General features: G+C 69.3%; 12 protein-coding genes and 1 pseudogene. 2 read left to right on the top strand and 11 right to left on the bottom strand.

Going from position 1 to position 13,295, the window contains the following annotated elements; genetic code table 11:
• The first annotated feature begins 391 nt into the window (after nt 1–391).
• Nucleotides 392–1,720, top strand: coding sequence for a CoA transferase (locus RWO82_RS12315; protein WP_314427442.1), 1,329 nt, complete (start codon nt 392–394; stop codon nt 1,718–1,720).
• On the opposite strand, the gene RWO82_RS12310 is transcribed toward RWO82_RS12315, so the two are convergent.
• The 4 genes from RWO82_RS12310 to RWO82_RS12295 form a co-directional block, all read right to left on the bottom strand.
• The gene (locus tag RWO82_RS12310) at nt 1,705–2,502 is read right to left on the bottom strand and encodes a DUF4184 family protein (protein ID WP_314427440.1); all 798 of its coding nucleotides are present in this window, start codon (nt 2,500–2,502) and stop codon (nt 1,705–1,707) included. The two genes, RWO82_RS12315 and RWO82_RS12310, sit on opposite strands and share 16 nt — an antisense overlap.
• 92 nt (nt 2,503–2,594) lie before the next feature.
• Nucleotides 2,595–3,896: a tyrosine--tRNA ligase gene (gene tyrS, locus RWO82_RS12305; protein WP_314427438.1), complete on the bottom strand. Its 1,302-nt coding sequence runs from the start codon at nt 3,894–3,896 to the stop codon at nt 2,595–2,597.
• A gap of 60 nt (nt 3,897–3,956) precedes the next feature.
• Complete coding sequence (locus tag RWO82_RS12300; RefSeq protein ID WP_314427435.1) at nt 3,957–4,805, bottom strand: hypothetical protein; 849 nt, start codon at nt 4,803–4,805, stop codon at nt 3,957–3,959.
• Nucleotides 4,802–5,446 (bottom strand): SatD family protein, encoded by a 645-nt coding sequence (locus RWO82_RS12295; protein WP_314427431.1) that lies wholly within the window; start codon nt 5,444–5,446, stop codon nt 4,802–4,804. Before RWO82_RS12295 ends, RWO82_RS12300 begins: the two co-directional genes overlap by 4 nt.
• Before the next feature lie 59 nt (nt 5,447–5,505).
• Between RWO82_RS12295 and RWO82_RS12290 the strand changes: the two genes are divergently transcribed.
• Nucleotides 5,506–6,093, top strand: a complete 588-nt coding sequence (locus RWO82_RS12290; protein ID WP_314427428.1) for a DUF1349 domain-containing protein — start codon at nt 5,506–5,508, stop codon at nt 6,091–6,093.
• Between the two features lie 15 nt (nt 6,094–6,108).
• Here the strand turns inward: RWO82_RS12290 and argH are convergent, their stop codons facing one another.
• The 7 genes and pseudogenes from argH to RWO82_RS12255 all read right to left on the bottom strand — a co-directional run.
• Nucleotides 6,109–7,536, bottom strand: coding sequence for an argininosuccinate lyase (argH, locus tag RWO82_RS12285; RefSeq protein ID WP_314427426.1), 1,428 nt, complete (start codon nt 7,534–7,536; stop codon nt 6,109–6,111).
• On the bottom strand, nt 7,536–8,465 hold the full coding sequence (gene argF, locus RWO82_RS12280; RefSeq protein ID WP_314427424.1) for an ornithine carbamoyltransferase: 930 nt from the start codon (nt 8,463–8,465) through the stop codon (nt 7,536–7,538). The genes argH and argF overlap by 1 nt, the downstream gene beginning before the upstream one ends.
• Nucleotides 8,462–9,673: an acetylornithine transaminase gene (locus RWO82_RS12275; RefSeq protein WP_314427421.1), complete on the bottom strand. Its 1,212-nt coding sequence runs from the start codon at nt 9,671–9,673 to the stop codon at nt 8,462–8,464. The genes argF and RWO82_RS12275 overlap by 4 nt, the downstream gene beginning before the upstream one ends.
• Entirely contained in the window at nt 9,670–10,587 is a 918-nt protein-coding gene (gene argB / locus RWO82_RS12270; RefSeq protein ID WP_314427418.1) for an acetylglutamate kinase, read from the bottom strand. The genes RWO82_RS12275 and argB overlap by 4 nt, the downstream gene beginning before the upstream one ends.
• Nucleotides 10,584–11,741 (bottom strand): bifunctional glutamate N-acetyltransferase/amino-acid acetyltransferase ArgJ, encoded by a 1,158-nt coding sequence (argJ, locus tag RWO82_RS12265; RefSeq protein ID WP_314427416.1) that lies wholly within the window; start codon nt 11,739–11,741, stop codon nt 10,584–10,586. The genes argB and argJ overlap by 4 nt, the downstream gene beginning before the upstream one ends.
• Nucleotides 11,738–12,790, bottom strand: a complete 1,053-nt coding sequence (gene argC / locus RWO82_RS12260) for an N-acetyl-gamma-glutamyl-phosphate reductase (RefSeq protein WP_314427413.1) — start codon at nt 12,788–12,790, stop codon at nt 11,738–11,740. The genes argJ and argC overlap by 4 nt, the downstream gene beginning before the upstream one ends.
• Nucleotides 12,791–13,031: 241 nt before the next feature.
• Nucleotides 13,032–13,295 (bottom strand): annotated as a pseudogene (locus RWO82_RS12255) (thiamine-phosphate pyrophosphorylase); the annotation flags it as partial.

Raw genomic sequence — 13,295 nt, 5'->3', positions numbered from 1 at the left:
TGCTCCCACGACCCAGTCATCACAACCAGGCCCGAAGGGCAACTTCTCTATCTTAGCCATCCCGTCTCGCTTGTCAAATCAGCGCGCCGTGCAGGTCTTGGACCTGGTGCGCAGCCTGTGACAGCCGCAGTCGGGGTGGATCTCCCATCCTAGACGCACGCGTCTGTTCTCACAAGTGAGTGGATGTGGGAGGTGGTTCTCCGCTTGAGGGGGGTGAAGCTCTCGGCTCCTCCGCGTCCCTGTGGGGCGAACAAGTAATAAGTTACGCGGGTTCCGGGGTTCTGGCAAATCGGGCCACTCACCCCGGGCGTGTCGGCTGCAGCCCACTCTCACCTTTCCCCAGTCCAGACGGCCAATCGACCCGGATCGCCGCCACGAGTACGATCGCAGCGTGGCCGAGCCGACGAAGGATCACCCCGGGGACGAGCTTCTGGAGCGTGTGTGCTCTGCACTCCGCCTCGACCTGACACGCACCGAGGTCGGGGCGCGTCCCCCGCACCCCGTGCCTCTGCCTTCGCGCCTCGCGACAGCGGATCTCGCGTGGGCGAGCGTGCGCTCGGTGTGCGTGGCAGCGGGCATCGAGGCTCTCCCCGACCCCGATCGCATCGCGGCCGCGTACCGGAGCGATCGCGTGCTCACGGTCGACGGTCGCGCGCCGGACGTGTGGTCTCCGTACTCGGGCTTCTTCCGAGCAGCGGACGGCTGGATCCGTACGCACGGCAACTACCGCCACCATGCCGAGCGCCTCCTCGTCGGCCTCGGTCTCGGCCCCGGGGCGAGCGGCGATGACGTGCGGGCCGCCGTGCTCACCCTCTCGGCCGGCGAGGCGGTCGCGCTGATCGCCGAGGCTGGCGGCATGGCGGTACGGGTGATGCCCGAAGACCCTCGCCTCGAGGCGCGCGTGCGCGCCACTCCCCTGCTGCACGTCGAGCGGGTTCGCGGGTCTCAGCCGGCGTCGCGGAGCGGGGGCGCCGCCCGGGATCCTCGCGCGCCGCTCGCCGGGATCCGCATCCTCGATCTCACCCGCGTCATCGCCGGTCCCGTCTGCACGCGCACTCTCGCTCTCCTGGGTGCCGACGTGCTGCGGGTCGATCCCCCGCTGCTGCCCGAACCCGAGTGGCAGCATCTCGACACCGGGCACGGCAAGAGATCCACTCTGCTCGACGCCCGGACCGACCGGATGAGCGAGCTGCTCGCCACAGCCGACGTCGTCGTGCTCGGATACCGGCCGGACGCCGTGGAACGACTCGGCCTCTCGGCACGCGCCCTTCTCGATCGACACCCGCACCTCGTGGTCGCCCAGCTCAGCGCATGGGGCGTCGATCAGCCGACCCGTGGCGGGTTCGACAGTCTCGTCCAGGCCGAATCCGGGATCGCCATGGTGGAGACGGCAGACGGGGATCGTCCGGGTGTCCTTCCCGCGCAGGCGCTGGACCACAGCGCCGGATACCTTCTCGCCGCATCGATCATCTCGCTGGTGGAGCGCCGCCGTCGCGAAGGCGGCGGCTGGATCGTGCGCACCTCGCTGCGACGGGTGGCTGCCGAGCTCCTCGGGATGCCCAGGTCGTCGGGGCCGGGTACGGAACGGGAGGTGGACCTCACCGCCCACACGGTGACTTTCGACATCGACGGATGCACGGTCACCACGGCCGCATCGGCGCTCCCGGGACGCGAACTCGCCGCTCCCCATCGCTGGGGGTCCGATCAGCCGCGCTGGTGACGCCGGCGGAACAGCGGCAGCGAGAGGCAGAGCGCGAGAGTGAGTACGCCCCACAGCGCGCACGCCGGCGGCAGTACCCGATAGGCCAGATGCTGATACGTGAACGCCTCGGTGAACGGCCCGTAGCCCGCGTACCCCACGACCCATGCCGTGATCAGCACGGCGGGAAGCGACAGCCACCACGCGATCCGGACGGCCGGCGGCGTCGTGCGCTCGAGGTGCGCACGCGGCACGGCGTGAGCGAGCCGCACGGTGGCCCAGATCGCGATGACGAGCAGTCCGATCGCGCTCGAGCCGTACTGCAGCCACTTGTACCCGGTGAACGGGCCCCAGGCGTCGTCGAGAGCAGGGAACACCTGCACTCCCCATCGCGCCTCGTGCGTGAAGAGGTCCCAGACGATGTGCGACAGCACGCCCAGCAGCAGTGAGGCCGCGAGCATGAACGGGTACAGCCGGTCCGACGAACCGACTCCGATGGATGCCCTGGCTGCCGCGATCCCGCGCTGCTCCCAGCCGACCGGCAGCCGTCGCGCCAGCCAGGTCGGCGACAGCTCGCCGACCGCGGGCCGCAGCACGACCCGCCACAGCAGGAAGAGCGCGAAGGCCACCAGACCCGTCCAGAGGACGTTGCCGAAAGTGTGGGTGAACGAGTACCGGAGCCCGACACCGCCCAGGAACAGCGGAAGGTCCGGGGTCATGGCGCCGATCGCGATCGCGGCGGGCACGAGCGGCGTGCGGATGAACGGAAGCGCGACCACCGCGTGACTCGGCGTGAACGGCATCGGTGTGCTCCTGTCGACCTGAGTGGGGGAACCGGTGACGGCGGCCGTCCGAGAGACCTCGGACGACCGCCGTCGGACGATCCAGGACGTGTTCAGCCGAGGAAGACTCCCGCGAGGGTCTTCTTGCCGCGGCGCAGCACGGACACTCCCCCGGGCAGAGTTCCCCGCACGAGGGCGGCATCGTCGTCGACACGAGCTCCATCGAGGGACACGCCCCCCTGCGCGATGGCGCGGCGCGCTTCGGAAGCGCTGGAGACGAGTCCCGTGGCGACGAGGGCGTCGACGACGGACGAGCCGGCGGCGAGCGTCGCGTTCGGAAGCTCGTCGAGTGCCGTGCGCAGCGTCGTCGCATCCAGCGCGGTCAGGTCGCCCTGACCGAACAGAGCCTCGGATGCCGCGATCACGGCGGCCGCCGCATCGATGCCGTGCACGATGGTCACGACCTCGAGCGCCAGGCGCTTCTGCGCCGCACGGCGGAAGGGCTCGGACTCGACGAGCACCTCGTACTCCTCGATCTCGGCTCGAGTGAGGAATGTGAAGACCTTCAGTCGTCCGATGACATCGGCATCCGCCGTGCTGAGCCAGAACTGGTACATCCGGTACGGACTGCACATCTCGGCGTCGAGCCACACCGCGTTGCCCTCGCTCTTGCCGAACTTGGTCCCGTCGCTGTTCGTGATCAGCGGGGTGCCGATCGCATGCGCGGAGACGCCTTCTGCTCGACGGATGAGGTCGGTGCCGCTCGTGAGATTGCCCCACTGATCGGAGCCTCCCGTCTGCAGGACGCAGTCGTACTGGCGGTAGAGCTCGAGGAAGTCCATCCCCTGCAGGATCTGGTAGCTGAACTCGGTGTAGCTGATGCCCTCGTCGGAGTTGAGGCGCGCCGCGACCGCGTCCTTCTTCAGCATGGTGCCGACGCGGTAGTGCTTGCCGATCTCACGCAGGAAGTCGATCGCCGACAGCGGCGCGGTCCAGTCGAGGTTGTTGACGATGCGGGCGGCGTTGTCTCCGTCGAAGCTGAGGTACCGCTCGACCTGCGTCCGCAACCGACCCACCCACTCCTCGACGGTCTCGCGCGTGTTCAGCGTGCGCTCGGCCGTGGGCCGAGGGTCGCCGATGAGACCGGTCGAGCCGCCGACCAGGCCGAGCGGCTTGTGTCCGGCGAGCTGGATGCGACGCATCGTCAGAAGCTGCACGAGGTTGCCCAGATGCAGACTGGGGGCCGTCGGGTCGAAGCCGCAGTAATACGTGATCGGGTCCCCGGCGAGAAGGGCGCGCAGCGCCTCCTGGTCAGTGGACACATGGACGAGGCCGCGCCACAGCAGTTCGTCCCACACGTTCTCGAACGTGGGGTCGATCGCCGGCGGGGCGGTCGTCAGATCGGAGTTCGACACGCGCTCCAGGCTATCAGCGGTGAGCGGCGACGATTCTCCCTGGCTCGGCGACCGAAGCGGTCAGCTGTGCGCTGCCCACCACACCAGGAATGCCGCCCCCAACCCGATGACCCAGCTCACCAGACTCCCGACGAGGAAGTACTCCGCCCGCGCGCCGGTCTCTCCGTCGCGCGAGATCTCGGGGAAGCGGACGATGCCCTTGGCCGCGAGCATCGCCGCGAGGATCGGATAGGCGGCGGCCAGAGTGAGGAGCATCACGAGGATGCGCTCGAGCGGCCCGATCAGACGCCCGCCCTTGAAGTCCGTCCGAGGATCGGGAGCCCCACGATCGGTGTCCGTGCTTTCGACAGGGTCGACCCCGACATGCGTGGTCTCGGGGATGGGGCCTCGATCGGCATCCGCGAAGGGCCGCGGCTCCGCAGCGACACCGTGCGCGATCTCGCGCTCGGGAGAGGTGGGTCGCAGCTCGACGGGCCGCCATGTGTGCTCGCCGTCGAGCGCGGCGCGGACCACGAGGTTCGAGGATTCGAGCAGGAAGACCGCCGCCCCCAGAGTGAGCATCGCGAGATCGAAAGACACGTCGCCGAACGGCGAGCGCAGCGTCCACACCGAGCCGATCAGGCCGGCATCGGTGCGAGCTCCGAGCCAGACCACGGCACCGATGCTCGCGGCACCGAGCAGCACGGCGGGCCAGAAACCGATCGGTGCGGGCCGCTCCGACGGCATGCACCACACCCACAGCGCGCCGACGAGCAGGCCCGCGAGCATCGGCAGCAGCGCGTCGCTGACGCTGCCGAGCAGCAGCAGGATGACGACCACCACGAGGTAGCCGACCCACCGGCGCGGGGCGAACCGGCGCACGAGATCAGCCGCACCCACGGCCAGCAGCATGAAACCGGCGACGATCATGCGGGGTATCCCCTCAGGGCTGCGACGCCCTCGATGATCGCGGCGCTGCCCGCGCTGCGCAGCGACTTCGAGACACTGGGCTGCGAGACGCCCTCGTCGGTCGCGAGCTCACGCTGGGATCTGCCGACCAGACGCCCGTACGTCAACCGGCGTTCGCGTTCGCTCATCGCACCCACCAGCTCGTCGCGGACGAGGAGGTAGGCGTTCGATGCGGCGATCACGCTCTCCATGACCTCATCCTGCCCGGGATCACCGACAATCCATGTGCGCGTGCGCGGCACGGTGCGACTCTCCCTCGCATGCACGATCTCGATCGCGGCGCGCGCGGCGTACCACCCGGGGCCGTCGGCGAGCTCGCCGTGCACGGAGTCGACCGAGCGCACCTCGCCGATGCCGATCCCGAAGCGGAACGCGAGACCCTCGGGAAGCGCGAGCTGGATCATCAGGAGCGACACCAACGCATCCTCGAGCGCGAGGTAGACGCCCTGCTGCTCGTCGCCTACCGTGGGCGTCAGCGGCGTGTGCGCGAGAGGCATGTCGCGCTCGACCCGCCCGATCGTGTCATCGAGGGTGCGCTGCGCAGCCGACCGATCGTCGAGCTGGCGAGAGCCCACGATGTCGGCGAGTACGGCGATGACCATGCGATAACCATAACATGCATAACATTGTTTTATGCCTCATTTGGTTATAGTCTCGGAATATGCCTGAATCCGACATGATCTCGTGGTCCGACGGCGACTGGACCCGCACTCCTGCCGCCCTCTCCGCCGAGGGCGGAACTCTCGATGTGACCGCCGTCGAGGGCAGCGATGCCTGGCGACACACCGCCTACGGGTTCGTGCACGACACCGAGCACGCGCTGCTGGCTCCTCTGGCAGTCGGCGAGGCGATGGACGTGAGCTTCCGCGCACCGTGGGACGGCCAGTTCGACCAGGCCGGCATCTTCGTCCGCATCGACCACGAGCACTGGATCAAGGCGGGCATCGAGTTCGCCGACGGTCATCTCGGTCTCGGAGCCGTCGTCACCGAGGTCCGCTCCGACTGGTCGGTCGGTCATGTCGACGACTGGCACGGCAGCGAGATCACCGTCCGCGTGAGTCGCTGGCCGGATGCCGTGATCGTGCGCGCACGCGCGAGCCACGGCGAATGGCGTCTCGTGCGGGTGGCGCCGTTCGACGGCGGCGCAGCCGCATCCGCCGGCCCTTTCCTCGCGGCGCCCACGCGCTCCGGCCTCGTGGTGCGATTCACGCGGTGGACCCGCTCAGCCGCGGACGCCGCGCTGCACTGAGCCGACGGCGTCCGCTCAGAGGCCGAGCGCGTGCGCCGCAGCCTGCGCGCGGGCCACGAGTTCGGCACGCTGCTCCGCCACACGCACCGGAGCCGTTCCTCCGGCGCCGGTGCGCGACGCCACCGACCCCTCGATCGTGAGCACCTCGCGCACCTCGGGCACGAGATGGGGCGACACCGACAGCAGCAGCTCGTCGGAGGCGTCTTCGAGACCGATCCCCTGTTCTTCGCAGGCACGCACGAGCGCTCCCGAGATCTCGTGCGCATCGCGGAACGGCACACGACGCTTCACGAGCCACTCGGCGACATCGGTCGCGAGAGAGAACCCCTCGGGCGCGAGCGCCGCCATGCGCGCGGTGTCGAAACGCAGCGTCGCGATCATGCCGGCGAACGCGGGAAGGACGACCTCGAGGGTCTGCACCGAATCGAAGACCGGCTCCTTGTCCTCCTGCAGGTCGCGGTTGTACGCGAGCGGAAGACCCTTGAGCGTGGCCAGGAGCCCCGAGAGGTTGCCGATCAGACGCCCGGACTTGCCCCGAGCGAGCTCGGCGATGTCGGGGTTCTTCTTCTGCGGCATGATGCTCGACCCCGTCGAATACCCGTCGTGCAGGGTGACGAAGCCGAACTCGCGGGTGTTCCAGAGGATGATCTCCTCGCTCAGACGCGAGATGTCGACCCCGGTCATCGCCGTGATGAACGCGAACTCCGCGACGACGTCGCGCGCCGCGGTGCCGTCGAGGGAGTTCTCGGCCGGACGATCGAGACCGAGCTCGGACGCCACGAGAGCGGGATCCAGGCCGAGCGTCGATCCCGCGAGCGCTCCGCCGCCGTAGGGCGAGACTCCGGCGCGACGACGCCAGTCCACGAGCCGCTCGAGTTCTCGCACGAGGGGCCAGCCGTGCGCCTGCAGGTGGTGGGCGAGGAGCACCGGCTGCGCGTGCTGCAGATGCGTGCGACCGGGGAGGATCGCGTCGGGGTGCGCCTCCGCCTGAGCGACCAGAGCGTCGATGACCCGCAGGATGTCGCGGGCGATCACCCGCGCGTGATCGATCAGGTACATCCGCACGAGCGTGGCGATCTGATCGTTGCGGCTGCGACCCGCACGAAGACGTCCTCCGAGCTCCGGCCCGAGTTCGGCGATCAGCGCCTGCTCGAGGGCTCCGTGCACGTCCTCATCCGACGGCACGGGCTGCAGGGTGCCGTCGGCGACCTTGCGAGCCACGGCATCGAGTCCCTCGTGCATCCTCGCGGCCTCGTCGGGCTCGAGATATCCGGCCGCCTCGAGTGCCGTCGCGTGGGCATGCGATCCCGCGATGTCATACGGCGCGAGAACCCAGTCGAAGTGGGTCGACCGGCTGAGCTCGACCAGCTCGGGCGAGGGACCGCTCGCGAAGCGAGCACCCCAGAGTGCTCCCTCGTTGGTTCCTTCGTTCTTCGCGTCCATCACTCGCCCTTCTTGCCCAGCAGCCAGACGAGCAGCGCCTTCTGCGCGTGCAGACGGTTCTCCGCCTCGTCCCACACCACGCTCTGGGGCCCGTCGATGACCTCGGAGTCCACCTCATAGCCGCGGTCGGCGGGCAGGCAGTGGATGAAGATGGCATCCGGGTCGGCGAGCTGCATGGTCTCGGGCGTGACCTTGTAGCCACCGAGGTCCCGGATGCGCGCGAGCTTCTCCTCCTCCTTGCCCATCGACACCCAGGTGTCGGTGACCACGACGTCGGCGCCGGCAGCGGCCTCGACCGCATCCGTGTAGAGCGTGATCGATCCGCCGGTCTCGGCCGCTCGACGATCCGCGGCCTCGACGACGTCCGCCCGAGGCGCGTAGTCGACCGGCGAGACGATGCGCACGTGCATGCCGGCGGTGACACCGGCCAGCGCGTAGGAGTGCGCCATGTTGCTCTGGCCGTCGCCGAAGAACGTCAGGGTGAGCCCCTTCAGGTCGCCCTTGTGCTCGCGGATAGTGAGCAGATCGGCGAGCAGCTGGCACGGGTGGAAGTCGTCGGAGAGGGCGTTGACGACTGGCACCGTGGTGCCCGCGGCCATCTCTTCGAGTCCGGCCTGTGCGTAGGTGCGCCAGACGATCGCGGCGACCTGGCGCTCGAGCACCCGGGCGGTGTCGGACGGGGTCTCCTTGCCGCCGAGCTGGCTGCTGGCGGTCGAGATGATCAGCGGCGAACCACCGAGGTCCGCGATCCCGACGGCGAACGACACGCGGGTGCGGGTGGAGGACTTGTCGAAGATCACCGCGACCGTCTGAGGGCCCGCGAGGGCCTTGTTCGCCCAGCGGTCCTTCTTGAGCTCGATGGCGAGATCGAGGATCTCCGCCTGCTCGGCGGGGGTCAGATCGTCGTCACGCAGCAGGTGGCGGGTCATGCGAGGGCCTTTCCGGATTCGGCGAGGGAAGCCTGCACGTCGGCGAGCGACGCGGCGAAGAGCTGACGGAACTCGGCGAGTTCGGCGTCCCCGATGGTGAGAGCAGGCGCGATGCGCACCGTCTCGGGGTTGGCGGCGTTCACGATGAGGCCGCGTCCCTGAGCCGCGGCGACGACCTCGTTCGCGACCGGTGCACTCAGCGCGACGCCGATGAGCAGTCCGCGACCGCGCACGCCGGTGATGAGCGGCGACTCCAGTCCGAGGATCATCTCGCGGAGCTCCTCCCCCCGACGCGCGGCGTTCTCGACGAGTCCGGCGTTCTCGATCTCGGTGAGCACGGCGTCGGCCACGGCGGTGGCCAAGGGATTGCCGCCGAACGTCGAACCGTGCGAGCCGGGTGTGAAGAGCGAGCTCGCCGCCCCGTACGTCACCAGCGCCCCGATCGGGAAGCCGCCGCCGATGCCCTTCGCGAGGGTGATGGCGTCGGGTGTGATGCCCTCATGGCTGAAGCCGAACCACGCACCCGTGCGGCCTGCTCCGGTCTGGATCTCGTCGACGATGAGAAGCGCTCCGTGCTTCAACGTCAGCGAACGAGCCGCCTGCAGGTATCCGTGCGGAAGCTCGACCACGCCGGCCTCGCCCTGGATCGGCTCGACGATCACCGCTGCGACACGGTCGTCCATGGCCGCCTCGAGGGCCTCGATCGTCGCCGGGATGTGCTCGACTCCCCCCGGCATCGGCTCGAAGGGAGCCCGCATGGCCGCCTTGGCGGTGAGCGCGAGCGACCCCATGGTCCGCCCGTGGAAGCCGTTCTCGAGAGCGATGATGCGCGGCTTCTCGGCGCCGCCGTGCAGACGCGCGAGCTTGAACGCGGCCTCGTTGGCCTCGGCGCCCGAGTTCGAGAAGAACACGCGGCCGTCGATCCCGGCACCGGCCAGGCGCTTCAGCCGTGCGGCGAGCGCGAGCTGAGAAGGAGTCGCGAAGTAGTTCGACACGTGCGCGAGAGTCGCGGCCTGCCTCGATACCGCCTCGACGAACACCGGGTGCGCGTGTCCCAGGGAGGTCACCGCGATGCCCGCCAGGAAGTCGAGGTGGCGCGTGCCCTCCGAGTCCCACAGATAGGAGCCCTCGCCTCGCGTCAGCATGGCCAGGCGCGGTCCTGCGTTGAGGACCAGATCACTCGCTGCGTCGTCCTGCCAGTTGCTCATGCGTTCGTCCCTGCCGTTCCCAAGACCACTTCTGTTCCGATTCCCTTGCTGGTGAAGAGCTCGACGAGCACCGAATGTGGCACACGTCCGTCGATGATGGCGGCGGCGTCGACGCCGCCCTCGATCGCATCCAGGCACGCCTTCATCTTCGGGATCATGCCCGACTCGAGTGCCGGGAGCATCTGGATGAGCGTCTCGGAGGTGAGGTGAGAGACGAGCGAGTCCCGATTGGGCCAGTCGGCGTAGAGCCCGGGGACATCCGTGAGGATGACGAGCTTGCGGGCCCGCAGAGCCACCGCGAGGGCGGCGGCCGCGGCGTCCGCATTCACGTTCAGTGACTGGCCGGGGTGGTCGAGGTCGGGGGCGATGCTCGAGACCACGGGCACGCGTCCTGCGGCGAGGTGGTCGAGCACAGGCGTCGGATCGACCTCGACGACGTCTCCGACTCGGCCGAGATCGATCTCCTCGCCGTCGATCACCACGCCGCGACGACGCCCGCCGAAGAGTCCGGCGTCTTCACCGCTGAGCCCGGTGGCGATGGGACCGTGCGAGTTGATCTTCGAGACCAGCTGCGGGTTCACCTGTCCGGTGAGCACCATGCGCACGACGCCGATCGCCTCGGTGTTCGTGACCCGATAGCCGCCCTTGAACTCGCTCGGGATCTCAAGGCGCTGCAGCATGTCGGAGATCTGCGGTCCACCGCCGTGCACGACCACCGGCAGGACGCCGACGTACCGCAGGTAGGCGATGTCCTGCGCGAACGCCTCCTGCAGCTCGTCGGAGACCATCGCATTGCCGCCGTACTTGACGACGACGATCTGGTCGCGGAACTTCTTCAGCCACGGAAGCGACTCGATGAGTGTCGCGGCCTTGACCGCGGCGACGTCGGGCGTGGTGTCCTGGATGTCGGTCATGAGGCGTAGGCGCTATTCTCGTGCACGTAATCGTGGGTGAGGTCGTTCGTCAGGATCGTCGCGGTGGCGTCGCCGACCTTGAGATCGATCACCAGGTGCGTCGCGCGCGGCGTGAGGTCGACCTCCTCGCGGGGCCGATCGGGACCGCCTTCGCTGCACACCCGGACGCCGTTCATCCAGACGTCGACGTCATACGGGTCGAACTGCGCACTGGTCGTGCCGATCGCAGCGAGCACCCGGCCCCAGTTGGGGTCGTTGCCGAAGATCGCGGCCTTGAAGAGGTTGTTGCGCGCGACCGAGCGGCCCACCTCGACGGCCTCCCCCTCGGTCGCGGCGTGCCGCACCTCGATCGTGATGTCGTGGCTCGCGCCTTCCGCGTCGCCCTGCAGCTTGACGGCGAGCTCGTGGCAGAGCTCAGCGAGCGCCGCCGAGAAGTCCTTGAGCTCGGGCGCCACACCGGAGGCGCCGTTGGCGAGCAGTGTGACCTGGTCATTGGTCGACATGCAGCCGTCGGAGTCGAGGCGGTCGAACGTCGTGCCGGTCGCGAACCGCAGCGCAGCGTCCGCCTCGAGCGGTTCGAGCACGGCATCCGTCGTGATGACGACGAGCATCGTCGCGAGACCGGGTGCCAGCATGCCGGCTCCCTTCGCCATGCCGCCGATGCTCCACCCGTCTCTGCTCACCACGGCTGTCTTCGAGACGCTGTCGGTGGTCATGATGGCCTCGGCCGCCAGCTGACCGCCGTCGGTCGACAGCTCGGCGATGGCCTGCTCGGTCCCGGCGAGCACCTTGCTGCGGAACACCTCGTCGCCGACCCCGATGAGGCCCGTCGAGCAGACGAGCACGTCGCCGGCGCCGATGCCGAGCAGCTCGGCCGCCTTCTCGGCGGTCTGGTGGGTGGTCTGGAAGCCGAAGCTGCCCGTGAAGCAGTTGGCTCCTCCCGAGTTCAGCACGACCGCTTCGACCACGCGATCGGCGACGGCCTGCTGCGACCAGATGATCGGGTTGGCCTTCGCGCGGTTGCTCGTGAAGACCGCGGCACCGACCTTGCGCGGGCCGCGGTTGACCACCACGGCGACGTCGGGCTTGCCGGTCGACTTGAGGCCGGCGGCGACTCCGGCCGCCTCGAATCCTGCGGGGGCGGTGACACTCACGGCGCGACTCCGTTCACTGAGAGGGCGCGGGACTCGGGCAGCCCCAGCGCGAGGTTCATGGACTGGATGGCAGCGCCTGCGGTGCCCTTGACGAGATTGTCCACCGCGGTGACCACCGTCACGCGGTTCGCCGCGCGGTCGATCGCGAGGCCGATCAGCGCCGTGTTCGCGCCGAGGACGTCGGCCGTGCGCGGGAAGTGCCCCTCGGGCAGCAGCTGCACGAACGTCTCGTCAGCGTACGCGTCCTCCCAGGCGGCGCGGATCTCCGCGTCGCTGGCGTCGCCGACGATCGGTGCGGTCGACGTGGCGAGGATGCCCCGCGACATCGGCACGAGCACGGGAGTGAAGGAGATGCGGATGCCGTCGGCTGCGGCACCGGATGCCGCGGCGAGCGCCTGGCGGATCTCGGGGATGTGCCGGTGGGTGCCACCGACCGCATAGGGATTGGCGCTGCCGAGGATCTCACTGGCGAGCAGATTGGTCTTGAGGCTCTTCCCCGCACCCGACGGTCCGACGGCCAGCACCGAGACGATGTCTCCCGCGTCGATCACCCCGGCGGCGACTCCGGGCGCGAGGCTCAGACTCACCGTCGAGGCGTTGCACCCGGGTGCCGCGATGCGCTTCGCGGTGCGCAACGTCTCGCGCTGCTTGATGCCGTCGACGAGCAGTTCGGGGACCCCGTACGCCCAGGGCTGGTGGAAGTCGCCGCCGTAGAACGCATCCCAGGACGCCTGCGAGGTGAGGCGGTGGTCCGCTCCGGCGTCGATCACGAGCGGGGTGTCGCCGAGCGCATCGGTGTACTGGCCGGACTGTCCGTGCGGCAGTGCGAGGAAGACGATGTCGTGACCTGCGAGCGTCTGGGGTGTCGTGTCCTGCAGAGTGAGGTGGGCGAGCGACCGCAGGTGCGGTTGGTGCTGCACGAGCGGCTGACCGGCGTTCGAGTGCGCCGTGACGGTACGGATCTCGATGTCGGGATGAGACGCGAGGAGGCGCAGGATCTCGCCGCCCGCGTAGCCGGATGCGCCGGAGACGGCGACGGAATACGTCATGCTTCTACCTTAACGGTCGGGCCCCGCATCGAACGCGGGGCAGTGTCGGGACCGGGGCGGCGACACCGGCACCGGACCGCCGTGCGTACGCAGGCAGAAGCGCAGGGTCGCCTAGAGTCGGCGGCCGCTGCGGCGTCGGCGCACGGCGATGACGCTCGGAGCGAGCGTCAGAGATGCGGTGGCGGCCGAAGGCATGCCGCGACGATAGCGCGCTCGTCGCGGCATGCGCAAATCCGGTGCCTCACACAGGCGCGCCGACCGCGGACGGAGCGGCGAAGAACGCGAGCTCGTGCGCGCTCGACACCTCGAACGCCCGCAGCATCCGCTCTCGCGTGGCCGGGGTGGCGGCTGAGGCGGCCGCCGACACGATCGCGATCGCCTGATCCGTCGCCTGCGCGAAGGCAGGGTCGGCGTACGTGGCGAGCCACGTGGCGTACGGATGCCGCGGGTCCCGTGCGTACTCGCCGAACTCCCCCGCGTGCAGGCGTCGTCCGAGGTCGGTGTA

The organism is uncultured Microbacterium sp. (assembly GCF_963521645.1).
Classification (GTDB): domain Bacteria; phylum Actinomycetota; class Actinomycetes; order Actinomycetales; family Microbacteriaceae; genus Microbacterium.
Note: the sequence above shows the minus strand (reverse complement) of the source record. Positions and strands in the feature narration are given on the sequence as shown.

What these genes read in the sequence shown, in the direction of transcription:
- RWO82_RS12290 (WP_314427428.1), top strand. Translation starts at nt 5,506, where the DNA reads ATGCCTGAATCCGACATGATCTCGTGGTCCGACGGCGACTGGACCCGC.
- RWO82_RS12310 (WP_314427440.1), bottom strand. Translation starts at nt 2,502, where the DNA reads ATGCCGTTCACGCCGAGTCACGCGGTGGTCGCGCTTCCGTTCATCCGC.
- RWO82_RS12300 (WP_314427435.1), bottom strand. Translation starts at nt 4,805, where the DNA reads ATGATCGTCGCCGGTTTCATGCTGCTGGCCGTGGGTGCGGCTGATCTC.
- argF (WP_314427424.1), bottom strand. Translation starts at nt 8,465, where the DNA reads ATGACCCGCCACCTGCTGCGTGACGACGATCTGACCCCCGCCGAGCAG.
- argC (WP_314427413.1), bottom strand. Translation starts at nt 12,790, where the DNA reads ATGACGTATTCCGTCGCCGTCTCCGGCGCATCCGGCTACGCGGGCGGC.
- RWO82_RS12275 (WP_314427421.1), bottom strand. Translation starts at nt 9,673, where the DNA reads ATGAGCAACTGGCAGGACGACGCAGCGAGTGATCTGGTCCTCAACGCA.
- argB (WP_314427418.1), bottom strand. Translation starts at nt 10,587, where the DNA reads ATGACCGACATCCAGGACACCACGCCCGACGTCGCCGCGGTCAAGGCC.
- RWO82_RS12295 (WP_314427431.1), bottom strand. Translation starts at nt 5,446, where the DNA reads ATGGTCATCGCCGTACTCGCCGACATCGTGGGCTCTCGCCAGCTCGAC.
- argH (WP_314427426.1), bottom strand. Translation starts at nt 7,536, where the DNA reads ATGGACGCGAAGAACGAAGGAACCAACGAGGGAGCACTCTGGGGTGCT.